This window comes from Lutibacter citreus (assembly GCF_003260195.1).
In the GTDB taxonomy this organism is placed as follows: Bacteria; Bacteroidota; Bacteroidia; order Flavobacteriales; family Flavobacteriaceae; genus Lutibacter; species Lutibacter citreus.
Window position 1 is genome coordinate 507,241 of the sequence record NZ_QEIH01000004.1, and the last position, 26,982, is coordinate 534,222.

The window sequence follows — 26,982 nt, forward strand, 5'->3', positions numbered from 1 at the left end:
ATGAAAAAATTAAAAACAATCTTATTTCTATTAATTAACGCTTCACTGTTTGCTCAAAATCCAATTACTCCTCCAGGAATGTATATTGCTGATCCTGAAGCCCATGTTTGGGAGGACGGTAAACTATATATTTATGGATCAAGAGATGAAAGTGATGATTATTGGTGTTCTTACTCCCACAACGTTTTAAGTTCTGAAAATTTAATAGATTGGGATATTACCGAAAAAGCGTTTTCTTCAAAAGGAGAATTTGACCAAGTTCCACATCACGATAATTTATTATTTGCTCCAGATGCAGCTTACAAAAATGGCACTTACTATTTATATTATTGCTCTCCTGGAAAACCAAAAACTGAAGGTGTTGCAACAAGTACAAACCCAAATGGACCATTTATAAATGGAAAACAAATAAAAGGAGTCTACAGCATTGACCCTGCTGTGTTAATTGATGATAACGGACAAGCCTATTATTATTGGGGTCAAGGAAAACCTACAGTTGCTAAACTGAAATCTAATATGATGGAAATTGATGAAGCTACCATTACACATCCTTTAGATAAAGAAGGAAATGTGGCTTTTCATGAAGGTTCTTCAATACGAAAAATTGGTGATTTGTATTATTTTGTTTTTGCCGATGATAGCCGAGATAATAGACCAACATGTTTAGGTTACGCTATTGGAAAATCACCAATGGGACCTTTTGAATATAAAGGAGTTATTATAGATAATTTTAATTGTGATCCTTCTAGCTGGAACAATCACGGTTCTATTGAAAAATTTAAAGATCAGTGGTACGTGTTTTATCACCGTTCAACAAACAATTCTCAAAAATTCAGAAAAGCTTGTATTGAACCTATTTTTATAAATAAAGACGGAACTATTGATGAAGTAGAAATGACTTCTCAGGGCGCTGGAAAACCTCTAAAAGCTTCAAAAATTATTGAAGCTGAATGGACTTGTGGTTTATCTGGAAATGTAAGAATCACAAAAATACCATCAACAGATATTATTTCTGAAGGATTATCAGAAATAAAAAACAATGATACAGCCATCTATAAATACCTTTCTTTTGAAGAAAATACTAAATCTTTTGAAGTGAAAACCTCAACAGCTTCTGAAGGAATTATTGAAATAAGAATAGATGACAAGCAAGGACAAATAATTGGAACTTGCGATATTCAAGCAAACTCTAATAAAGTTTCTTATAAAATATCTAGTTGTAAAATTAAAACAGTAAAAGGTAAACACGCATTGCACTTTACTTTTAAAACCAAAGAAAACCAGCACTTAATTATTGATTGGTTTCGATTTAAATAATCCTTCTTGGCTATAAAGCCTATAATTTTAATAAAGAATGAAATCTTTAACTTAATAATAAACATTTATGAAAAAATTCATCATTATAATTAGCCTGTTGTTTCTTAATATTTCTTGTAAAACGGATAATACCGTTAATATTATTTACAATTCCAACAGTCCACAAGTTGAGTTTGCTGTTAAAGATTTAACAAAAGCACTTTTAGAAAAAGGTATTGAAATTGATTCAGAATCTACTAATGTTATTAACTTCAATTTAGAAAAGAATTCTTTTGAAGATCAAGCTTTTCAGATTAAAAAAACTTCTAAAAACTTAATTAACATAAATGCTAGTGATCAAATTGGGTTAATGTATGGTGGTTTAGAGTTGACAGAATATATAAGAATTGGTGAAGATTTAAACTCTTTAACTCAAATTTCAGAAAAACCTTATATCAAAAAAAGAGGGTTAAAATATAACATTCCTTTAGATGCAAGAACCAATACTTTTGATGACTCAGGTGATGCAGCTCAAAACAACATAATTAATATGTGGGATTTTAGTTTTTGGGAGGAATTTTTTGATAATATGGCAAGACATCGCTACAATATGATCTCGTATTGGAATGCACATCCGTTTTCTTCAATGGTAAAATTAGATGATTATCCAGATGTTGCCTTTGAAGATGTTTGCGGAACAACTATTAAACCAGAAGATCCAGGTAGAAATTGGACCGTTCCTGAATTGGCAAGTATTAAAATAGTTGAAAACTTAAAGATTCTTAAAAAAATGACTATTGAGGAAAAAATAGCATTTTGGCAAAAAGTAATGAAGCACGCTAAAAACCGAGGTATAGATGTTTATTTTATGACTTGGAATATTTGTTTAAATGGAGCTGCTGCTCCAGGTTCAAATGAAGAAGTTGGTGATAAAAAAGGAAAATATGGAATTTCTAATGATTTTAGAAATGAAATAAGTAAGGACTATTTACGTAAGTCTGTAAAACAATTTATAAAAAATTATCCAGATTTAACAGGAATTGGCGTTACTGCAGGAGAAAATATGAGAATTCCAATGACAGATGATGACAAAGAAAAATGGCTTTGGGAAACATACGGGCTAGGTATTATGGACGTCAAAGCTGATTTACCAAACAGAAAAGTAAAGTTTATTCATAGATATTGGTGGACAGATATGACTAAAGTATCTAAATACTGGGGACAATATCCAGATCAATTTGATATGAGTTTTAAATACGCCAAAGCCCGTTTATACTCCTCTCCAAAACAGCCATTTTACAAACCATTTATAGAATGGATGGGAGATACAAAAATGAAATCTTGGTGGAATTTAAGAAACGATGATATTTATATTCATAGATGGGGAAATCCAACATATGTTAGTGATTTTATAAAAAATATGCCGTACGAACAAACGTCAGGTTTTCATATGGGATCTGATGGTTATGCTTGGGGAAGAGAATTTATTAGTAAAAACCCAGAAACTCCACGTCAGCAAGAAATGAGTAAGCATTGGTATAAGTTTATGCTTTGGGGAAGATTAGGCTACAACCCTAATATAACTAATGATAGATTTGAAAAAATTATAGCTACAAAATTTCCTAATACAAATGCAAAATTACTATTTAATACTTGGGCTACTGCTTCTAAAATAATCCCTCAAGTAAATCAATTTCACTGGAGAGATTGGGACTATATGTGGCAACCAGAAGCTTGCATGGAAATATGGAATGATTTAAGATCTGTAGATGCTTTTAGAACAAACCCAACAATGGAAGGTAGTGGAATTTTAAATCCTCGTGATTATGTACAATCAATAACAAATAAAAAATCTATTTCTAAAAAAACACCTCTAGATATTGTAAAAAATTTAAAATCTTATTCTGAAATTAGTATTAAAAATGCTGATATTTTATTAAAAAATGTAAGCTCTGATGAATTAAAGCAAACCTTATTAGATATAAAATCTATGGGCTTTTTAGGTGAATATTATGCCAATAAAATAAGTGCTGCAATTGAATTAGAGTTTTTTAAAACAACTGAAAATAATGAGTATAAAAACAAATCAATTGCATTTTTACAAGAAGCTGTTTTAAATTGGGAAAAGTACAGAGATATTAATGTAAATAGATACTTAAAGCAAACCTTTTCACGTACAAGAACTTTTGATTGGAACAACCAATTAAAGCATGTAAATAATGAAATAGATATTGTTAAAAAAGCTAAGACTTATAGAGAAGAACCATACTTAGAAAACAAAGATAAGTGGAAGTAAACTAAAAAAAGCCTCTAAGTTTAAACTTAGAGGCTTTTACTTTATACTATTTTAAAAAAAAATATATGTTTATAATTTTGTTACATAAACATAGTAAGCTGCATTTTTTTCTTGCTTTTTATTAAAGAAACTAGCCTCTAACTTTGTTTTTCCTTTTTCTAAATTCAACTTAAAAGTAATCTCTTTAGCATCATTTATTAATGTTCCTTTTTTCTCCTTACCTTGAATATTTATTGAAGCACTTACAAACTCTAAATTTTTTCCTTCAGGAATTGTTTTTTCTAAACCAGGTAAATCTTCAGGTGTAATTTCTGGCGTTGTATCGTTAATCATCAATCCAGATTCTATAGGATATCTTCTTAAAGAAAACTCATATTCTCCAGCTTCTGCAATATTTATACTCCAATAACCATCTCCAACGGCTCCATCTCTAATATAAACTTGATTCCAAGCATAAAATTCTTTCTTTTTCATTGAATGTAAATCGTGAGATGTTAAAGCAACAGGGTTTTCAAATTTTGTTCCAATAGGAATATAAACTTGTTCATCTCCTTGTACAGAAACTTGTTCCCACCATTTATCGTAGAATTCACGCATTTCTTTAACTTTTTCAGGATTTTCTTCTGCCAAATTTTTATTTTGACCTTCATCGTTATCTAAATTGTATAACTCTTTTCCATTAATTAAACGCCATTTATTTTGCATTACTGAAGAGTTTCTCCATTTAACCAATTGTTGTAAACGTTGAGAATCTGTAACTAATATTCTGTTATTTTCTAATTCTGGATTTTTAAACATTGGCACAATACTTTCTCCATCAATTGGCATCCCTCCTTTTGGTAACTCAATTCCACATAGTTCAGCTAAAGTTGGCATAATATCTAAATTAGCCGTTAACTGATTAATATCTTTTGAAACATTGATACCTCCATTCTTCCAGTGAATAAAAAATGGAACTCTGTGTCCCCCTTCGTAAGCACTTCCTTTATTTCCTTTCATACCAGCATTAAAACCAGTAGTAATATTTTTCTCTTTATTGTATTTATAACCGGCTGCAGTACCATTATCAGTCATAAAAATTAAAATAGTATTATCGGCAATATTTAATTCTTTGATAGTTTCACGAAGTTTTCCAAAATTATCATCTGCATTGGTAATCATTCCATAAAAACGCTTTTGTGTATCAGACAAAAGATTGTCATCAATATCTTTATACATATTGTAATACTTTACCGGAACATTGTATGGTCCGTGTGGAGCATTTGTAGAAATATAACAAAAGAATGGTTCGTCTTTATTGTTTTTTATAAATTTAGTAGCTTCGTTAAAGAAAATATCTGTACAATAACCTTCATATTTTTGAGGCTTTCCATTTTTAAAATAAGTATCGTTAAAATAAGTATTCCCCCAATAATCTGGCGTTTGTTGAACACCTCCACCTCGGTGCATAACAGTTTCTTGAAAACCTCTATTTTCTGGTTTAAATGGATAATTATCTCCTAAATGCCATTTACCAAACCCTCCAGTTTTATAACCTGCTTGTGTAAACATATCTGCCATTGTTTTTTCTTGCTCTCTCAATAAGCTCCATCCACCTACAGTATGCCATACACCTACACTATTTGCATATCTCCCTGTCATTAATCCTGAACGAGTTGGTGCACAAGTTGGCCCCACATGAAAGTCTGTTAAATGATAACTTTCATCATAAAAACTATCAATATTTGGCGTTTTAATAATTGTGTTTCCATGAACTCCTAAATCACCATAACCTTGATCATCAGTTAAAACCAAAATTACATTTGGTTTAGATTTATTTGGACTGTTTTCAATTTTAGTTTTTTTACAACCAACCAAAACAATAGCTAGTAGTAAAACAATTTTAAATGTTCTCATTTATATTAATTATTTATTAAAATTTAAAGATTCAATTTTTTTAATTAATTTATCAGCAATTAGTTGGTGTTCTTTAACTTTCGGATGACCTTTTGAACCTTTATAAGGCGCAAAACAAGTATATACCTTGGTCTCATTTAAACTTTTAACAGCTTTAGTTACATAACCCGGCCATTTTGAACCATCTTTAGTTATATCCATATTACCTAATAAACAAACAATTGGAGTTTTTGGATATTTGCCTCTTATTGTTTTTATAAAATTCGCGTACGATTCTATTATTTTTTCTTCAGAAGGTTTATCAGTTCCAAATCTTCTTTTAAACTCTTCATGTTTTGGTCTATTTACAATCCAAGAATCATTTTGAAATAAATTTACAACAACTACATCTGGAGTTTTCTTAGAAAAACCCCACTTACTATTTTCATCATTCGGATTTAATCTATCATACATTTCAGGCATTATCATATTAAACCAACTTACCATAATTCCAATTCCTCCACGAGCAATACAACTATATTCGGCATTAAATGCTCTTGCCGTTTTAGCAGCGTATGTGTTATAATTATTTGTTACGTTGCCTTCAGGCTTATCATTTCCACTATAATCTTCATTACCATGACCTGCTGTAATAGAATCTCCATAAAATTCAAAAAATAATTGTTTTTTAGCATCAGGCTTTAAAAGTTTTCCTTCAATCTCAAAACCAAACAGTTGAGTTTTACCAAAAGTCCATTCATTTCTTTTAGTTAATTCTACTGAATGCTTTCCTTTACTTAAATCTTTAGCTAAAACATAGGTATTCTTTCCTTTATTCAGTTTTAAAGTTTCAAATTTAGAACCATCAATTATTACATTAAAATAATTTGTTCCGTTTTCATCATCTAGAATTACTTTTGCTGTAGTTCCTTCAAAATTTATTTTTATTGAAGTTCCAGACCAATATATTTCGGAAGCTGTTTTTGTTTCATTTACTCCTAAACGACCTTCATAAGCGATGTTTTTATTAGAATGTTTTACAAAGGTAGAAGTTGAATCAACAGATAATGATTTACAACCAACAAGTAAAAATAGTAAAAAAGTATACTTAAATATATGTTTCATATTATAATTTTATTTTTTCTGTTTCCAAGTTCTAAAATACTTAACGTGGTACTCACCATTTAATCTATTATTATCTGGCAATGCTCCAAACCACTTATTAGATTCACAATTAAAATTAACTTCTAATGGTTGATGCCAGTGTGTGTTTTTTGCCTCTCTAAACAAAATTCCATCAATATAAAAACGAATAAATTCTGGTGTCCATTCTAATCCCCATACATGATAATCGGCTTGTAATTCTTTAGGGAAATAATATTTTTTAGTTCTAGAAAAATGTTTTTTCACATCTCCTTTATCTTTTGGTGCCTTAAACACGTGAATGTTTGAATTTAAATCGTGTCTATTATAATACAAACCTGGTGCATTTTCACATATGTCAATTTCAGTCCACCAATCTTTGCTTACATTAGTCATCCAAAAACCAGAGACCCAAGGTGCATCCATTAGTTTAACTTCAGCTTCAAAATAACCATACAAAAATTTATTTTTACTTTTTATAAAACCTGTAGAATGCGTAAAACCTTCTGGCAAATTTTCCTTACCATGTTTGTTAACTTGTATAACAAGTTCATTATTTTCTAAACTAACGTTTGAACTATGAAAATATGTTGGTGGTCTTCCTTTCCATTTCGGGTTATTTGGATACCAACGTTCTTCATTTAATGTACTCCCAATAAATTCATCAGAATATTTCTTTAACAATTTCCATTTTTTAGAATTTGATTGATCAGAAAGAGGAAAGGTATTATTTATTCTTTTTACAGAGTTCTCAATTTTAACAGAATCAACATAATTTTTGGGAGGAATGGTTAAATTTTGAGAAAATACAACCGAATTAATCAAAACAACAATTGTTAAAATTACTTTTACTTTTAAGCTCATGTAAAGATATTTTTAAAAGATTAAAATTAATATTTCCAACTATAGCATTAAACTACATTTGGTTATTATACTACTACATATGTTTTTAAAAAAAAAGAGAAATAATTAGCGTCTCTCTTTTCTTCTAATATTACTTATAATTCTCTGTATTTAAAATTACTGAACTTACATGCCCACCACTGTCTGGGAAAGTAATTTCAATACTATTTATTCCGTTTTTTAAATACGAATGATTAAATGGAATATCTATTACTCCAAAAAATGCATCCCTTGGTTTTTGATCATAACCAGCCCAATTACTCGGTACTTCAACCTCTTTATTATTTACGCGTATTTTAGGTTTTTTACTTAAATCATGTTTTCTACCAATCCCCATTTTTATACTTGCTCGTCCTTTAGCAGCTACCTCAACGTTTTCAATTTCAAAATTAATTGCTGAATTAGCTTTTATAGGTTGTAAATAAGTGGTTGAATAAAAATTATTTTCTGTAACAGTGTTTTTAAAATCTACTTTATCAACATCAATTTCCAAAATTACAGTTTCTCCTTTTTTTAATTCAAGCTTATTAACGGAACTATTATTTGTAAACAAAACTAGTTTAGGAATACCAGAATCTGCTAAATACAATCTTTTAATAGTAATATTATTTACTTGATTAATACTACTATTCAAAAATTCTAAATTTACTTGTTGTTCTTTATCAATTAAATTATTAATCGCAACGTATATTTTATTGGTTTTAGCAAAGGCATTTACTTGAATATCTGGATTATTTGAATGAATATCTATTCGGTTTCCTTCTACATCTTTCCATAGTTCATAGAATTTTTTAAGATGCGTGTATTTATAAGTTCCATCTTTTAATTTTCTTAAAATTACCCAAGGATAAGGATTCCCTTCAGAATTTCTTGTATCACTATAAAACCAACTTCCTTTACCTGTAATAAAAGGAACTGCCTTAAGTAATCTATCTGGCTTATCTAATAGCGACATTAAAATTCTATTATAAGCTATTAAGCAAGTACCGTTTAATTCAGGTGAATATGGTTTACCAACTAGGCCATTAGCTGTATATCCATATTCTGAAATTAGATGTGGCTTTACTACTCCCCATTTTTTATAACTATACGCCTCAATTAAATCTAAAATTGCTTCGGAATTACTTCCTGAACGATATGTGAAATTTCCTTTTACATTTGCTCCATCATAAATATGTGTTGAAAAAAACTTCATATTCTCACCAGCTATATCCATAAATTTTTTCATTCTAGTATTCCAATGATCAAAATCTTTCATATCAACCTCAGGCCAAGCAGAACAGTAACCACCAACCATAATATTAGGAACTTGCTCGTGAACTTTTTTTCCAACTTCATTATAAAACTTACTCATTTCAGTTACAACCATATCAGTTTCTTCCCACGTTTTAACATAATCCTTTGCGTGAACAAATGGCTCGTTTATAACCTCGTAATATTTAGGCATTATTGGGTATGCATTTTTAATATACTCTGCATTATACTCTGCAACTTTTGCATAATCTACATTTAACTGAAACCCTTGTTTTGGATGATCTGTAATAATTAACTCTGTTGTACCATATGTTTTAAACATATCGGCACTTTTATAATGCTCCGCACTTCTTTTAGCTAATATTTTAGCATCACTCAATTTTGGTAAAACAGGTTTTCCATTTTTAAATGGTGTTGGTCCTCCAAAAGTTCTTCCAAAATGTACACCCAACTTATCAAATAAATAATCAGCTTCGGAAGCTAAGGATCCATCGGTATAAGATGTATGCATTGAGAAATACTTAGCTCTATTTAATTCACTTTGATCTCCAATAAATTTCTGCGTAGAAAAATCGACACTTACTTTATTTTGAGTAAATGAAATAGTACTAATAAATAAACTTATATAAAGTAAAATAAATTGTTTTTTCATAATTTAAAACTTAACAAATTTGTAATAATCATTATCACTTGTAATTGCAAAATATGCACCTCGTGGTAGCGAAGCTATAGTAATTTTATTTGAATTATTCACCTCTAATAGCGTCTTTCCATTCAAAGCAATTATTCTAATTGACTCAAATGAAGATTTTCCCGGTAATGTTAAAATATCAGAGCTTTTATTTAATGAAACCTGAATACTTTTTTCATCAATTTCCCTGATTGTTAACCTCTTTAAGACCTTCGTTATTTGAACTCCTGAAATTTCTTTTTGAGCATATGATTTATTATCAAAAGCTTCTTGAGTTCCAAATGTTAAAACAAACTTATACTTATCTCCTTCTTTTAATGGATCTAATGAAATAGATACTTTTTTTGTTCCCATCCCTGCATTAATTTTAACTTTTTTAGAAGTAGCTAACCATTCACTTTCGTTCCAAATAGAAACTTGAACAAATTGCTCTTTACTCACGTTATATTCAATATCAAAATTATGAACAGGTGAACTCTCAAAAACAGTTGGTGTAGCTAAAGAAAATGAAGCATCATCTACAAATGGAACACTTTTTTTAACAAATTCTATATTATTAATTACTCTTGCTGCTATTGTAGTTCTCCAATCTCCTCCTGCGGGTTTAATTGACAATGTAAGTCTATAACCCGCACCAAAATCTGGTAAGTTCTCAGGACTTAATACAATTTCTTTTACACCCTGCCCTTTATTCACTTTAATCGTTTTACCTGCCCAGTACTTTGATGGACCACCTCCTAATTCAATAGATATATCTCTATTAGCTGTTGCAACATAGCCTACCTTAAAAACATAGGAATCTTGAACTTTCATAACAACAGGAACCGATTTTACAAACATAATTTTGTCTAAACCTTGGGCATTTGTATACAAGGAATTAATAACAACAAAAAATATAATAAAAAACGATCTCAAAAAATTTCTTTGTTTCATACTCTAATTATTTAATATTTTACTACTCAAATTTAACCCAATCAATATTCATTAGATATTTATCTTTTCCTTCAAATTCTAATTTAATATTTTGAATTCCTTCTATTTTTTTATTTACCTGTATTTCAACTTCCTTCCAGTTATTCCATCCTCCTGTATTTTTAACTTCAACAGTACCTAACAATTCATTACCAACATATAATTTTATGGTTCCTCCTTGTACTCCCGAAGCAACTCTAAAAATAACTTTGTTAATATTTGCACCTTTAAAACCTACGGAATTATAAGTTATAAAAGCATTTGGCTCTATATAATCTAATTGCCAACCAACTATATTACTATCTTTTAATCTACTTACTCTAACTTTTGAAGCTTTAAAATACCTATCAATTTGAATAGGTTTGTCTATTTTTGAAATTTCAACACCTCTTAATGTAGCATCTTTTTTCAAAATCATTCCATTGGTATCAAAAAACAAACTATCCACTCTCATTGAACGTAAATGTTGATTGTTTGAAATATCATGATGATGATAAAAAATAAACCATTGCTTTTTATATTCATAATTACTTAATTAAATTCCTCGATAAAATTAATCATCAGCATAAAAAATTAGAGTGTCAATTGTCCTATATTCTAGTTCTATTAATTTATCATTAAAAAAAATTAAACGAAAAAAGAGGAGCAATTACGCTCCTCTTTTTTAAATATCTTAGTATCAGTTACTTTTTATCAGCTGGTCTTAAAGATTTATTTCTTTCTGCTTGAAATCTTTTTTCTTCTTTTAAAACATTCTCCTTATGTGGATCAAACCATTGAGGATCCATATTTTTTGAATCCCATTCTTTATACGCTTCTTCTAATTCATCCATAATATCCGGATGACTAGCTGAAATATCATACCTTTCATAAGAGTCTTTTTCTAAATTAAATAACAATGTTTTGCCTTTGTAAGAACTTTTGTACAATTTATAATCTCCCCTTCTAACAGCATATTCAAAACCTCCAACAGAACGCCAAAACATAATGTTATGTGGTTTACCTGTAACATTATTATTAATATATGGTAATAAATCTTTACCTTCTAACTGAGGTTCTTTAGTTGCATCTCCTCCAGCAATATTTAACAATGTAGGAAATAAATCTAATGAAATTATTGGTTCTTCATATACTTGATTTGATTCAATACCATTTGGCCAAGAAATACAAAACGGCACTTTAATTCCTCCTTCAAAAAGCATTCCTTTATGTCCTCTATAAGGTCTATTATCAGCGTGTTCTGTTCTTCCTCCATTATCACTTAAATAAACAATAACAGTGTTATCTTTCATTCCATTTGCAACCAAAGTAGAATCTATTCGTCCAACACTATAGTCTACACCATTAACCATGGCAGCGTAAATACTTCTTCCAGCATATTCAATATGTTTTGTATTCTCTAAATATTGCTTTGTTGCTTGATCTGGTGCGTGAGGTGCATTGTATGCCAAATACATAAAAAATGGTTTCTCATCCTTATTTGTAATAAAATCAATTGCTTCATCAGTAAAATCATCAGTTAAATACGTTAATTCATTCTCTGGAACTGGTTTTCTATTTCTGTAAATAGTTTGAATTTTATTTTTTGAAATTCCCCAATAGTTCATCCCTCCAGCTGGAAAGCCAAACCAATGGTCAAAACCTTGTGCTGGTGGCCATAAATCTTCGTGATCTCCTAAATGCCATTTTCCAATTGCACTTGTTCTATAACCTAATTCTTTAAATGCTTCAGGCATTAATTTTTCTGAAAGGGGAGTTCCAACTGTTTCATCACTTTCAACATCATAAGGCATATTACAATCGTGTCCAAAACGTGCTTGATAACGACCTGTTAACAACCCTGCTCTTGAAGGACTGCAATAAGGATGCGAAACATAACCGTTTGAAAAGATAACTCCTTCATTAGCTAATTTATCTAAATTTGGAGTTGGAATGTCCGTAGCTCCGTTAAAACCAACATCTGCCCAACCTTGATCATCAGTTAGAATTACAATAATGTTTGGCCTCTCAGTATTTTTTGAAGTTTCGTTATTTACTGTTTTCTCGGAACTTTTTTCAGCACAAGAAAAACATAGTAACGCTAATAATGCTATAGCTAATTTAGATTTCATAATTAAATTTTAAATTTCAATATAAAAGTAGTTGAGTTACACCATAATAAGTAATTCATTTGTTTTTATAACTACTACATATGATTAATTACTTGAATAAAAAAAGATTCAGAAAAGCTAAATTTTCGTCAACCTGAATTTATTTCAGGTTCTCGTATGATCTATAAACAGCTAAATAAACTTCTGAATCGAGTTCAGAATAACGATTTTTAATATAATACTTTAAACGCTATGGCTTGACCACCTCCTGCAGCTAGTTTCATTTTTAATTTTTCTGCAGAAGAAACTTCTTTCTTTGAAATTACAAATGCTTCTGGATTTGATTCCCAATCTGCATCATTTGCATCTGCATAAATAGTTGCAATGTATTTTTCACCTTCTGAAAGAAAAGACAAATCAATTTCAAAATCTCTAGAATTCTCATCTGTGATACTTCCTAAATACCAATTTTCAGTTCCTCTTTCTTTTCTAGCAACTGTATAATAATCTCCAATTTTACTATTTAATACTTTATTATTAGACCAGTTTGTAGGCACATCTTTTATAAACTGAAAAGCTTTATTCCCTTCGTAATTCTCCGGTAAATCTGCCGCCATTTGAATTGGACTATACATTGTTAAATAATATGCTAATTGCTTACAAATTGTAGATCTAACTCTAAACTTATCAGTACTCCAATCTTTATCTGGTAATATCATACTAAAAATTCCTGGCGTATAATCAATTGGACCTCCTAAAATTCTTGTAAAAGGTAAAATAACTCCGTGTTCTGGAGAATTTCCTTTACTCCAAGCATTGTATTCTTGTCCTCTTGCTCCTTCTCTGGCCATTAAATTTGGATAGGTACGTTGTTCTCCTGTAAATTTAATTGGTTCGTGGTTTACAATTAGCAACTTATATTCTGCAGCTTTTTGAACCATCTTTTTATAATGGCGCACCATATATTGTCCGTGATGATGTTGACGATATGTTTTATTTTCAGTATCGTAATTTACATCGCCTGTATATCCTACCTTTACGGTTTTCATTCCTAAATCGGAACACATTTTATATAACTCATCCATTGCAGGTTCGTAATGATCAATGTCTGAAATAGTTTCGTGATACATCATCATTCTTACACCTTTTTCTTTACCATAATTACAAACTTCTTCAATATCAAAATCATCTGTTGAAGTTTTCCAGTCAAAAATCCCATATCCAGTCCAAGAACCTTCCATGTTATCCCAACCTTTATCCCAACCTTCAATTAAAACATCATGAATTCCGTGTTTTGCAGCAAAATCTATATGATATTTTGCATTTTTTGTATTTGCTCCGTGTGGTCTATTTATAGGTTTACCAAATTGAGTTTTTTCGGCCCAAGCAGATTTACCAATATGCAATTCCCACCAAATACCAATATACTTATAGGTTTCAATCCAATCTGTAGTTTTATAAGCACAAGGCGGATTTAAATTTATAATTAAATCTGACTCTACTAAATCACCAGCCGTTCTTCCCATTTGAATAGTTCTCCAAGGTGTTTGAAAAGGAGTTGAAGCTCTCACTAAATCTCCATTTAACCAAGGTGTTAAATGCGCCTTTAATTTTGTTCCTTCTAGCGTGTTTAACAAATTCATACCTGCATAATTTGTTAAATCAGCTTCGTGAATACTTATTATCATAGTATCATTTACCTCAATGGTTGTAGGTGTATTACACATATTTGCTCTTTCTTCTTTATCAGGTCTTCGAGCAAAGTTTATTGAGTCACCAATTTTACTAATTGGTGAGTTGTAATATACTTTTTCATAATTATCATAATCTGCAAAATTCCACCAAGCCTTGTAATCATCAAAAACTCGAGCAATAACATTAATTAAAATGTTAGATTCTTGTTGTTTTAAATGAAGTGTTAATTCATTGTAATGATTTATTATTGTTTCCCTTTGCCCCCAAACAGTTTTCCATTCTGATTTTTCTGTTTTCTCTTCCGAAGAAAGAATTTCAAAACCATTTTTTAAAGAATGTTTTTTAAGTTCAAAGCCTAAAGACGATGTTGTTAAAAAATCAACATTTAAACCTTTGGCCTTATAATTTAATTGACCTTCTTCATTTAAATAGAATTCAATTTTATTCTCTCCATTCGGGGAAGAAATATTTTTATTAATGTTGCTGGTAGTATTGCAACCAACAATAATTAAAGCTAAAACTACAAGAAGTTTTTTCATTTTTTAAAACTTAATCTTTTCTGGTTTCACTTTTGAAGTAAATGGCACTAAATAAAATGAATAATTATAAGATCCAGGTCCATTTAAGTATTCCTTGTGTGGTTCTGCACTTGGAGACCATGTATCATCACCTCCAACTCCAGTTTGTTTTAAATCAACATTAACTGTTAAAACATCACGATCAATTAACTCATTTGTATGTTTTGCTTCTTGTAAATTTTTAGTACTGTAAGGTACTACGCTAAAGCTTAATTTATTTTCTCCTTTTACCAAAACACCTTTTTTATTTAAGCTTTCCAATTTAAACCAACTAGTTTCTGTATGGTTTCCAAATTCTTCAGGATACACATATTGGTAACTCATAGTTTTTGCTTTTCCAGAATACAAACCAATATGAGAACCATAATTTCTATCTGCATAATTTGTATGAGGTCCTTTACCTAAATACGTTAACTTTCCATACGTATCAGAAATGTCAAACTGCATTCCAATTCTTGGTGCATTTGGAGAACCTTCTGCAATTTCTACATTATAATCTACTTTTACTTCACCACTTCCTAAAATAACATAAGATAAATTTACAGTCGTTTTAGGATTCTCAATTACACCTTTAACGTTTACTACAACTTTTCCTTTTTCTGAAGAAAGTACGGACACATTTTCAACTTTTAAGTTATCCCCTGCATTCATCCAATCTAATTCGTTTCCTTTTTTCATACTTTTTCTGTATGCTTCGTCATTTTCAGTTTCAGCTCTCCAAAAGTTTAATTTTAAAGGTGAAGCCATCATATTAACTCCTTTTGATTTATAAGAAGAAATGTAACCTGATTCTTTATTTACTTCAAGTGAAATAGTTTTGTTTTTAACTGAAACCAATTTACTAGTTTCTAAAACAGTTAATGTTGAATTACTTTTTAAATCTTCAGCATTTTTAACTGAATAATTTAATTTAAACTGCTCTTCAAACACTAAATAACCTTTGTTTTCCCACAATTGATTTTCTTTTAACTTCCCTTGAATATTGATAAAATACTCACTAGCAGTTTTTAATTTTGGCTTTTTAAAATCAATTCTTAATTTATCTGATTGAAAAGGCTTTGTACTTAAACTCAATATGTTTCCTTGCTGAATTACTTTTCCGTTTTCAGTAATACTCCAAAACAAATCATATTTAGATAAATCTGTTGCATGATGACGGTTTAAAATTTCAAACTCACCTTTTAAAGCATTTACTTCAGAAATTACAACTGGCTGATTAACTTTTTTACACTCGTAAGTTGCTGGTTTTGGAGTTCTATCAGAAGCTATTACACCATTAATACAAAAAGTTCCATCATTAGGTGTGTCTCCAAAATCTCCTCCATAAGCTAAAAACTCTTTTCCGTTTTCATCTTTCTTTAAAATCCCTTGATCAATCCAGTCCCAAATATAACCACCCAAAGCTCTGTCATTTTTATAAATAACATCCCAATATTGTTTCATATTCCCTGTTGAATTCCCCATTGAATGCGCATACTCGCACATTACAACCGGTCTGTTATCAATTGAACTAGTATCATCAATTAAATCTTGTAATTCCCAAGGTTGAGGATACATTCTACTTAACATATCTACCCAATTTGGGTCTGTTGGATTTCCTTTATCTTGCGTGTAAAACTTTTGTTTATAATCTGGATGTGTTGGTAAACCTTGAGCTCCTTCATAATGCACAAAACGAGTTGGATCAAATACTTTTATCCAAGTTGCCATTGCAGCATGGTTTGGTCCCATTCCAGATTCGTTACCTAAACTCCACATTACAATACTTGGGTGATTTTTATCTCGTTCAACCATTCTAATTGCACGTTCTAAATAAGTTTTCCCCCATTCTGGAACGTTAGAAAGTTTTCCTCTAACTCCGTGAGATTCTAAGTTTGCTTCATCCATTACGTAAATTCCATATTTATCACATAAATCATAAAAATAAGGATCGTTTGGATAGTGTGAAGTACGTACAGCGTTAAAGTTAAATTGTTTCAATAATCTAACATCTTCTTCCATATCAGCTCTTGAAAGTGATTTACCATTTGTCATATTATGATCGTGACGATTAACACCAATCATTTTTACTGGATTTCCGTTCACTAAAAATCTACCACGTTTATCAATTTCCACTTCTCTAAAACCTACTTTTGTACTTGAATATTGAATTGGATTTCCTTTATCATCTTTTACTTCTAATAAAAGCGTGTACAAATAAGGTTCATCTGATGACCATTTTTTTGGAGCTTTTACTTTTGTTTCAATCAACCCAAAATAAGTATTGTCTCTTTGTGGATAAAACTCTCCAAAGTATTTGCCCAATTTCATTTCATTTTTGGTGCCAACTTCTCTTCCATCTGCATCTACAAGCTTTGTTGTTAGTGTCCAATTATCTACCGTTGTTTTTAAAGGAGTTGTACCAAAATGACCTACTTTTTCAACATATTTATTTTTAATATTTGCTATAAAATCTGGTCTAATTTGTAATAACGCATCTTGATAATTTTCATCAAAATTGGTTCTTATAAAAAAGTTAGATAATCTTACTTTTGGAACTGCTTGTAAATAAACTTCACGTTCTATTCCACTCATTCTCCAATGGTCTTGCGCTTCTAAATAACTACCATCACTCCATCTATATACTTTTACAGCTACCTTATTCTCACCATTAACTAAATGTTTTGTAATATCAAATTCGCCTGGCAAACGCGTATCTTCACTATAACCAACAAACTCTCCATTTACCCAAACATAGTATGCTGAAGAAACCCCTCCAAAATGTAAGATTACATCTTTTCCTTCCCAAGAAGCATCAACTTCAAAAGATTTTATATAGTGTCCAACCGGATTATCATGATGGTTTATTTTTGGAAAATCACTAAAAAAAGGATACGTTGCATTTGTATAAATAGGAATTCCGTAACCTCTCATTTCCCAGTTTGAAGGAACATCAATTATATCCCAACTAGAAGCATCAAAATTAGATTTTTGAAATGTTTTTGAAGCATCTGCAGGTTTTGCAACCCAACTAAATTTCCAATCACCGTTTAATGATTTATAATATTTTGAAGACTCTCTTTCGCCTGAAATAGCTTGAGATTCATTTTCAAAATTATAAAAAGTTGCAACAGATGGCAATCTATTTATTTGATTAACATTTGGATTTTCCCAATCATTCTTTTGTTGAGAAAAAATAAAAGTTGTTAAAAATAAAGCGATAAAAGTAAGTGTACTATTTTTCATTTAAAATGGAATAAAATTTATTTAAGGTAAAAGTAATGCTGAATTAAAAACAAATCTACCAGAATTGATTTAAAAACGAAAACAATTAGTTTTTTTATAAAAAAAAAGAGCTGCAAACAAATTGCAACTCTTTTTTTTTTTAGTTTTTATAAAACTTCTTATAAATATCTGATATATCGAGAGGATCGTCCATTTGTTTCTGAAGAACCAACAACTCATCAAACATTGTTTTAATTTTCTCTTTATTTGCTGAATCTCCTGCCAGATCATTCATCTCTTCAGGATCTTCATTCATATTAAATAATAAAATCTTATCAATTTCTGGATATACCATTAATTTAAATCCATCTTTTCTAATCATACGGCTAACACTTAAGTAAGCCCCATAAATAGATTTGTAATGACTTTCTTTTCGTTCACCTTTTGCTATATCTAAGAAACTATTAAACTCTACATATGTTGGTTTTTCTGCCCCAGAAAGATCAAGCGCAGTTGCCATAACATCTTGTAAATATACGTCTGCATTAGATCTTTTATCAGCAGGGATATCAGGCCCAATAATTACCATTGGTGGACGCATACTATGATCGAATAAACTTTGTTTTCCTATTAATCCATGACGACCCATTGCCAAACCATGATCAGCTGTATAAATAATATATGTATTATCCATTTTACCCGATTTTTTCAAAGCTTCAATTATTTTTCCAATTTGAGCATCTACATGAGTAATACTGGCATAATATTCTTTTGTATGAACTTTTACAGCATATTCGGTTCTTGGAAACGGAGCTAAAGCTTCATCACGTAAATCATCACCATTTGCAATATTATGTCTGTAAGGATATTCTGGTAAAAAACTTTTTGGCACTGAAATATTATCTAAAGAATACATATCTTGATATTCTTGCGGTGCTTGTCGTGGATCATGAGGTGCATTAAACGCTAAATACATAAAAAATGGATTATCTTTTTCTTTTGCTTGATTAATAAAACCAATCGCATCATCTTTTAAAACTTCGCTCCAATGTTTACCACCTTCCCAGAAACCACCTTTTGTTGTATCAGTAGGAGACCAAGATTTATCATTTTCACTTAAAGGACGGTTATAACCGTTTGGCATAATATCCGCAGATTTTGCTCCTTTTATTTTTGAAATAGAATCAAACTTCTGTTTCATTTTTGCGTGATCCCAAGCATCTCCTGGCATTCCTCCTCTAATATGAACCGTATTTTGAAATACCAATGGAGCTGGAGCATCAACGTGCCATTTACCTGTCATATAAGTATCATACCCGGCAGCCTCCATCATTTTACTCCAAGATTTACTTAAGCTTACACTATCTTTTTTATACCAGTTCTTTCTAAATTTATTTGCTCTCCAAACAAAGCGTCCAGAATTCATCATTGCTCTAGAAGCTGCACAAACGGCACCACTCCAAGACCCCATATTGTAGGCATGTGTAAAAGTTGTACCTGCTTTAACCATGGCATCCATATTAGGAGTAATAATTTCGTTATTCCCTAAAGCATGGATTGAAGTATACGTTTGATCGTCTGTAAAAATGAAAACAATATTTGGTTTTTCATTTTTTTTCGTAGCTTCTTTTTTTATTGTTTTATTGCAACTTACAAGTACTATAAAAAGCAACACAAAGTAATTTTTTATCATTTTATTATTTTTTTAATTAACAACCAAAGCTCGTTCTTTAACAAACGAGCTTTAATTAACACTTTAATTCAATTAATTAACTTATAATCTTGATTACAAATTTGCCAAATAATAATCAATTCTTTCAATACAAATGAATTAATTATTAGAACAAATGTTTATTTTTTCAAATATCCCTAATAAAAAAGGTATTTCTTAAAAATTAACTTACATCATCAACATCAGTTACCCCCTTTAGGGTTTCACCATTTTTATTTCCTTCTCTAATATATTTACTAGGTATTACTCCAAATTGCTTTTTAAAACATTTTGAAAAATAGGATGCTGTATTAAATCCGGTCATATACATGATTTCTTTTACAGACATGTCACTTTTCTCCAACAACTGTACAGCTCTTTTTAATCTTATATTTCTGATAAATTCACTTGAAGATAGACCTGTTAATTCTTTTATTTTAAGATATAAATTACTTCTACTTAAGGCCATTTCTTTCACTAGCTGCTCAACACTAAATTCAGAATTCATCATATTATTCTCTACAATTTCAATGGCTTTTTGTAAAAACACTTCATCAGTTGATGTTACAGTAACCTCTTTTGGTTGTAATGTAGTATTTCTATTAAAACGCTTTCTTAACTCATCTCTATGTTTTAAAATATTGGATAGTTTTAAATCAAGCAATTCCATATCAAACGGTTTTCTAATGTAAGAATCAGCTCCTGTTTTTAGCCCTTCAATTTCCCATTCTTGAGATGTTTTTGCTGTTAACATCACAACAGGAATATGACTTGTTTCTTGTGTAGTTTTTAACTTCTCACAAAACTCTATACCATCCATAATTGGCATTAAGATATCTGTAATAATAATATTAGGAATTATTTTTGAAGCCAATTCAAATCCTTTAACTCCATTTTCGGCTTCGTATATATCATATTTATCCTCTAGCCCTTGTCTAATAACACCTCTTATTTCCGCATTATCATCAACAATTAATAACATTGGATTTTTTGACCTTGATTTAGAATAATTTTGATCTACAATTTCATCTAGAACTCCAATGGCATAAGATTCTGCATTTTGCTCATTTATAAATGTTTCACTTTCTGAGTCATCACTAAAAGTAATGTCCTTTTCTCCCTCATAAGCTCCTTTATATTTTGGAAGCCAAAGAACAAAATTTGTACCTTGTTTTTCATCACTCACAACATCTATAGTACCTTGATGTAACTCTACTAACTTCTTTGTAAAAGCCAAGCCTATTCCTGTACCCTCACTATTCATTTTCCTTACATCTCTATCAACATAAAACCGTTCAAAAATAAATTTAATTCTATGTTTTGGTATTCCTTTTCCTGAATCTTTTACTTGAATAACTACATAATTGGATTTATCTTCTTTGGTTTCTATTCCTTCAATATCGTTAAACTCTTCACCATCACAAATGCTAATAATTATTTTTCCATTTTTAGGTGTAAACTTAAATGCATTGGACAATAAATTATTCATTATTTTCTCTAATGCATCTGGGGCAAACCAAGTTTTAAAAGATTTAGATGTAGATTTTATTTTAAACTTAATTTCTTTTTTCTTACTCAAAAACTGAAAAGGCTCACCTACTATTTTTATAAAATCAACTATATCACTATACCCAATATTTAAACTCATTTTACCTTTATCCATCTTTCTAAAATCAAGCAACTGATTTACTAATCTTAAAAGGTATTCAGTATTTTTTCTCATTAAACTAAACTGCTCTTCTACTTTAGTCTCATCAACTTTTTTCCAGTTTTTTTGAAGGTATTCTAATGGTCCTTTTATTAAAGTTAATGGTGTTCTAAATTCGTGAGAAATATTCGTAAAAAACTCCAACTTTAAACGATGAATTTCCTCATGTTTTTCTTTCTCAAAATGCTCTATTTCTAATTGGTGTTTTTTAGTAGAACGAATAATAGTAAATCTTCTAAACCCAATCATTCCTAATAAAAACAGTAGGGTGTAAAACCCATTGGCTGTATTTGTTCTCCAAAATGGTGGTATTACATTAATTTTTAATTCTGAAGGAGTTTCGTCCCACAAACCATCATTATTAGAAACTTTCACTTTTAAAATATATAAACCAGGTTCTAAATTTGTGTAAGTGGCAAATCTCTTTTCTGAAGATGTATATACCCAATCATTATCAAAACCTTCTAATTTATATGCATATTGATTTTTTAAAGGAGCTGCATAATGTAATGCGGCAAACTCAAAAGAAAAACTATTTTCTCCATATTTTAAATCAATTTGATCTATCTCATTTATGGATTTATCTAAAATAATTCGTCCATTAACTTCTTCATTTATTCCAATAGGTTTATTAAAAATAGAAAAACCTGTTATTACCGTTTCAGCATTAATTGAGTTATCTTTAATTTCATCTGGAAAAAAACTATTGAACCCATTAACTCCTCCAAATAACATTTCTCCATTACTCTTTTTAAAACGTGCAAGCTCTCCAAACTCATCACTTTGCAAACCATCATTGGTATCATAGTTTTTAAATACCCCTGTAATTGGGTTAAACTTTGATAACCCTTTATTTGTAGACAACCATAAGTTACCATTATTATCTTCTAATATTCCTTTTATTACATTATTTGGCAAACCATCTTTTTCAGAATAAACTTTAAAGGCATCACTTTTACCATCTACAGATCTAATTAATTTATTAAGTCCGCCTCCAAAAGTTCCAAACCACATTTCACCATTATTACTTTCAAAAATTGTTAAAATATAATTGTGACTTAAACTACTTTTATCTCCAGGTATATGCTTATAAATTTTAAACTTAGGATGCTTTTTTGAAATTTCACTCTTTACTAAACGAGACAATCCGTTTCCTGTTGCAAACCATATATTACCTAACCTATCTTCAACAATATCCCTAATTATGTCATTTGAAATACCTTCAGGCCTATTAACATTATATGATAAAATATCCCTTTTATAATCATTGGCACTTCCATTGTTTAAGCACCTAGTAACCCCAGAATTATAGGTTCCAATCCATAAGTTTTTTGAACTATCTTCTAACAATGAGAAAACACTAGAAACCCCTTTTAAAAATGGACTTAAACTACTTTCTTTTATATTTTTTGAATCGGTAATATCTACTTTAAATAAACCAGGATAGCTCTGCCCACCAATTAAAACTATTTTCTTATCACCTTGTTTAATCTCTTTTATTACAAAAGGACTACTTATTTTTTTTATGTTAGTGAATTTATTATAATTTTTATTATCCTCTCGTTTCAATATATTTAAGCCACCACCCTCAGTACCAACCCATAACGTACCATTACTATCTTCAAAAATTGATCTAATATTATCGTTACTTAAACTATGCGGATCAGAAGTTTTTTGAATAACCTCAAACTGTTTACTTTCTGGATCAAAGATATTTACTCCTCCTCCATTTGCTCCTATCCAAACTATCCCTGTTCTATCAATAAATAGCGATACAATTTCATTTTTACTTAAACTATTAGCACTTTTTGGATCATACTTTAAATGATCCAAAAGAATGGGCATTTCATTTTCTTTCTTATTTTCAAAATAAAATAAACCATCTCCTCCTCCAATCCAAATGCGTCCTTTATCTACAGCAATATTATTCCCTCTAATAGGCACCTTTATAAACTTATACGACTGCTCCTTTAAATTTATTATGTGTAACTTGTTAAAAGATGTTACAAGTAACCTTCCAAAAGCATCTTCAGCAATCCCTTTAACTGCAGAAATTCGGGCATCGCCTAATAATTTAAAATATTCTTTCCCTAATTTATCCTTCGACAATTTAAATAATCCTTTCGCACCACCAACTAACAAATGATTTTGACTATCTTGAAAAACAAAGGCTATAGTACTATTACCTTTTGATGAAAGAAAATTATCTTTATTTATTTTAAGGTGATGAAACTTTAAAGAATCAATTGGTTTTGATAAATCAGCCATATCTAAACCTTTTCTAGTTGATATCCATAAACGTTTTTGATTATCTAAATAAACAGTTTTTATATAATCATCATTAATACTATTTATATCATTTTCATTATGCGTAAAGTGTGTAAACTTCTCAGTAGTTTTATCAAAAAAGTTTAATCCATTCCCTGTTGTTCCAATCCATAAATTTCCATTTTCATCACCTTTAATATCCCATATTAAATTACTATTTATACTAAATTTATCATTTGATTTTGGCTTATAAACAGAAAATTTATAGCCATCATATCGGTTTAAACCATCATGTGTACCAAACCACATAAACCCTTCTTTATCTTGATAAATAGAATTCACATCATTTTGAGACAAACCATTTTTTGTAGATAAATGATCAAAAGTAATAATGCCTTGCGCAGCACAAACACTTATAAATAATAAGTATATTATTATATAATTAACTAAGACTTTCAATTTATAATTAGACAACCTGTTTTTCATAAATCAATAAAATATTAATAAAATATACTAAATAAATTTGTTACTTCTAATGGGTACTTTTTATTTTTAACCATCATAGCAAACACTAATTTATTTTTTATTTGATGAATCTCTTACAACTAACTCTGCATCAACTAATATTTTATTTAGTGATACTTTTTTTCCTAAATTTTTCACCCTCTTCAAAAATGCGTTGGCAGCTAATTTACCAATTTGAGCACTTTTTTGATCAATTGATGAAATTGAAGGTTTTACAAAAGAAGTAAAAGGCTCATTACTAAAGCCTACTAAAGCAATTTCATCAGGAACTTTAACTCCATTCTCCTCCATTATTTGCAAAGCTCCTAGCGCTGCATAATCTCCAGCTGCATAAACAGCATCTGGTCGTTCTGGCAAATCTAATAAACCCTGCATAATTCGCCTACCTTCTTTTAAACTTAAATTACTTTCTACTATTAATTCTTCTTCAACAGGCAATTTATGCTTTTCAAGCGCATCTCTATAACCTAAAATTCTATTTTTATATATTCTAGCTTTACTATAACCCGCAATGTGAGCAATACGCTTACAATTCTGACTAAATAAATGCTCAACAATCATATAACTTGTTTTATAATCATCAATCCCCACATAGTCTACATTTAAATTATTCTCCCCTCTATCAAACAAAACAAGAGGAATTCCTGTTGCTTTAATTTTCTCATAGTAACTTAAATCTACGGTCTCATTTGCCAAAGATGCAATTACTCCATCAACTTGAGTGTATAGCAATGCATCAATATTTCTACACTCTTTTTCATAAGACTCATTAGATTGAGTAATAATAATATTATAACCCTCTTTATTTAAAACCTCTTCAATGTTTTCCAATACCGAAGAAAAGAAGCTACTATTACTTTTAGGTATAATTACCCCAACTAAATTACTTTTACCTTTTCTAAGCGCACTTGCCAAATAATTTGGTTGATAATTTAAATTTTCAGCAACTTGTTTTACCGCAACCTTCGTTTTTTCACTTATTCTAGGATGATCATTCAAAGCCTTTGAAACAGCTGAAGGTGTTAAACCTAAAACATTTGCTATATCTTTTATTGTAGATTTTTTTTTACTTCCCAATTTTTTTATACATTTGTTCAATCGTTTGAACAAAGGTAAATTCTTTTTTCTAAAACCCAAACAAATAAAAAATTAATTTTCTTTATTTTATAGGGTCTTAAAAAGAATAAAGGTCTTAAAAAAAATATTTTAAAACTTTCTTTTTATTAACTTGTTCAATCGATTGAATTAAACCGAATCTAAAATAATATTATAATAATGAAATACATTGTTTGCGAAAAACCAGGGGATTTTCAATTAAAAGAAAAAGAAGCTCCTATTAGAAAAGAAAATGAAGCTTTATTACAAATTAATAAAGTTGGAATTTGTGGAACAGATATTCACGCCTATGGCGGAAACCAAGCATTTTTCAGTTATCCTAGAATCTTAGGTCATGAATTGGCTTCTGAAGTATTAGAAATTGGAGAAAACAAAAGAGGAATTAAAGCTGGTGATAAAGTAGTTGTAATGCCTTACGTTAGTTGTGGAAAATGTATTGCTTGTAGAAATGGTAAAACTAACTGTTGTACAAACATTACTGTATTAGGTGTTCACGGTGATGGTGGAATGCAAGAACAAATTACTGTACCTGCAGATATTTTATTACCTGCTAACCATTTATCAGATGACCAAATGGCAATTGTTGAACCATTAGCAATTGGAGCTCACGCTGTAAGAAGAGCTGCTATTAAACAAGGAGAATTTGTAGTAGTTGTTGGTTGTGGACCAATTGGAATTGGAATTATGAAATTAGCTCAAATTGAAGGTGCGAAAGTTATAGCTATTGACATGAACGACCAACGTTTAGCTTATGCTAAAGATAAAATTGGTGTTGATTATGTTGTTAATGCAGGAAACGACCCTGTTGCTGCAATCTCAGAAATTACAAACGGAGATATGGCAACTGCCGTATTTGATGCTTCTGGAAATAAATTTGCTTTAGAGGCTGGACCAAGCTATATGGCACACGGAGGTAGATTTATTATTGTTGGTTTATCTAAAGGAGACTTAACATACAATCACCCAGCAGTTCATTCAAAAGAAATGAGTTTACTATGTAGTAGAAATGCTACAACTGAAGATTTTGAACATGTAATTAGTGTATTAGATCAATTCCCAACAGAATCATACATAACACACAATGTACCTTTTACTGAAATGATAGAAAATTTTGATAGCTGGTGCGATCCTAAAACAGGTGTTATGAAAGCTACTGTAGATTTTAAACTATAACTAATTAATTTTATAATACTAAACTAAATGAAAAAAGTAGTAACATTTGGAGAAATCATGTTAAGATTGGCTCCTCACGGATTTTTAAGATTTTCACAAGCAAATAGTTTTGATGTAATTTACGGAGGTGGAGAATCAAACGTAGCTGTATCTTTAGCTAACTATGGTGTTCCTGTAGATTTTGTAACTCGTTTACCAAAAAATGATATTGGTGAATGTGCTATGATGGAAATGCGTAAAAGAGGTGTAAACTGTGAGAATATTATTTGGGGTGGAGACCGATTAGGAATTTACTTTTTAGAAACTGGAGCTGTTAATAGAGGTAGTAAAGTAGTTTATGACAGACAACATTCTGCTATAGCCGAAATTCAACCTGGTATGATAGATTGGGAAAAAGTTTTTGAAGGATCAAATTGGTTCCACTGGACTGGTATTACACCTGCAATATCTCAAGGTGCTGCAGACGCTTGTTTAGAAGCTGTAA

Annotated in this window: 16 protein-coding genes; 4 read left to right on the plus strand and 12 right to left on the minus strand. The window is 30.1% G+C overall.

Going from position 1 to position 26,982, the window contains the following annotated elements; genetic code table 11:
- Together DAD81_RS10980 and DAD81_RS10985 are read left to right on the plus strand one after the other, a co-directional pair.
- The gene (locus tag DAD81_RS10980) at positions 1 to 1,317 is read left to right on the plus strand and encodes a family 43 glycosylhydrolase (protein WP_111708300.1); all 1,317 of its coding nucleotides are present in this window, start codon (positions 1 to 3) and stop codon (positions 1,315 to 1,317) included.
- 67 nt (positions 1,318 to 1,384) lie between these two features.
- Positions 1,385 to 3,592: a hypothetical protein gene (locus tag DAD81_RS10985; RefSeq protein WP_157961118.1), complete on the plus strand. Its 2,208-nt coding sequence runs from the start codon at positions 1,385 to 1,387 to the stop codon at positions 3,590 to 3,592.
- 69 nt (positions 3,593 to 3,661) lie between these two features.
- On the opposite strand, the gene DAD81_RS10990 is transcribed toward DAD81_RS10985, so the two are convergent.
- The 12 genes from DAD81_RS10990 to DAD81_RS11045 form a co-directional block, all read right to left on the minus strand.
- Positions 3,662 to 5,488 (minus strand): arylsulfatase, encoded by a 1,827-nt coding sequence (locus DAD81_RS10990; RefSeq protein ID WP_111708302.1) that lies wholly within the window; start codon positions 5,486 to 5,488, stop codon positions 3,662 to 3,664.
- Between the two features lie 9 nt (positions 5,489 to 5,497).
- Positions 5,498 to 6,592 carry an SGNH/GDSL hydrolase family protein gene (locus DAD81_RS10995; RefSeq protein ID WP_111708303.1) on the minus strand — a complete coding sequence of 365 codons (1,095 nt, stop codon included), beginning with the start codon at positions 6,590 to 6,592 and terminating at the stop codon, positions 5,498 to 5,500.
- Between the two features lie 9 nt (positions 6,593 to 6,601).
- On the minus strand, positions 6,602 to 7,474 hold the full coding sequence (locus tag DAD81_RS11000; RefSeq protein ID WP_111708304.1) for a family 16 glycosylhydrolase: 873 nt from the start codon (positions 7,472 to 7,474) through the stop codon (positions 6,602 to 6,604).
- Positions 7,475 to 7,604: 130 nt separating this feature from the next.
- Positions 7,605 to 9,419 carry a beta-agarase gene (locus DAD81_RS11005; RefSeq protein WP_111708305.1) on the minus strand — a complete coding sequence of 605 codons (1,815 nt, stop codon included), beginning with the start codon at positions 9,417 to 9,419 and terminating at the stop codon, positions 7,605 to 7,607.
- A 3-nt stretch (positions 9,420 to 9,422) separates the two neighbouring features.
- Complete coding sequence (locus tag DAD81_RS11010) at positions 9,423 to 10,391, minus strand: hypothetical protein (RefSeq protein ID WP_111708306.1); 969 nt, start codon at positions 10,389 to 10,391, stop codon at positions 9,423 to 9,425.
- 22 nt (positions 10,392 to 10,413) lie between these two features.
- A complete protein-coding gene (locus DAD81_RS11015) occupies positions 10,414 to 10,884 on the minus strand; it encodes a carbohydrate-binding protein (protein WP_111708307.1) in 471 nt (156 codons plus the stop codon).
- A 229-nt stretch (positions 10,885 to 11,113) separates the two neighbouring features.
- A complete protein-coding gene (locus DAD81_RS11020) occupies positions 11,114 to 12,541 on the minus strand; it encodes a sulfatase-like hydrolase/transferase (protein ID WP_111708308.1) in 1,428 nt (475 codons plus the stop codon).
- A 209-nt stretch (positions 12,542 to 12,750) separates the two neighbouring features.
- Positions 12,751 to 14,754: a glycoside hydrolase family 97 protein gene (locus tag DAD81_RS11025; RefSeq protein ID WP_111708309.1), complete on the minus strand. Its 2,004-nt coding sequence runs from the start codon at positions 14,752 to 14,754 to the stop codon at positions 12,751 to 12,753.
- Between the two features lie 3 nt (positions 14,755 to 14,757).
- Positions 14,758 to 18,018, minus strand: a complete 3,261-nt coding sequence (locus DAD81_RS11030; protein WP_111708310.1) for a glycoside hydrolase family 2 TIM barrel-domain containing protein — start codon at positions 18,016 to 18,018, stop codon at positions 14,758 to 14,760.
- A 139-nt stretch (positions 18,019 to 18,157) separates the two neighbouring features.
- On the minus strand, positions 18,158 to 19,690 hold the full coding sequence (locus tag DAD81_RS11035; RefSeq protein WP_111708311.1) for a sulfatase-like hydrolase/transferase: 1,533 nt from the start codon (positions 19,688 to 19,690) through the stop codon (positions 18,158 to 18,160).
- A gap of 202 nt (positions 19,691 to 19,892) precedes the next feature.
- Complete coding sequence (locus tag DAD81_RS11040; RefSeq protein ID WP_111708312.1) at positions 19,893 to 24,170, minus strand: two-component regulator propeller domain-containing protein; 4,278 nt, start codon at positions 24,168 to 24,170, stop codon at positions 19,893 to 19,895.
- Between the two features lie 90 nt (positions 24,171 to 24,260).
- Entirely contained in the window at positions 24,261 to 25,286 is a 1,026-nt protein-coding gene (locus DAD81_RS11045; protein ID WP_111708313.1) for a LacI family DNA-binding transcriptional regulator, read from the minus strand.
- Positions 25,287 to 25,484: 198 nt separating this feature from the next.
- Between DAD81_RS11045 and DAD81_RS11050 the strand changes: the two genes are divergently transcribed.
- Both DAD81_RS11050 and DAD81_RS11055 read left to right on the plus strand, forming a co-directional pair.
- Positions 25,485 to 26,498: a zinc-binding alcohol dehydrogenase family protein gene (locus DAD81_RS11050; protein WP_111708314.1), complete on the plus strand. Its 1,014-nt coding sequence runs from the start codon at positions 25,485 to 25,487 to the stop codon at positions 26,496 to 26,498.
- Between the two features lie 27 nt (positions 26,499 to 26,525).
- A partial coding sequence (locus DAD81_RS11055; protein WP_179950050.1) for a sugar kinase occupies positions 26,526 to 26,982 on the plus strand: 457 nt, incomplete at its 3' end.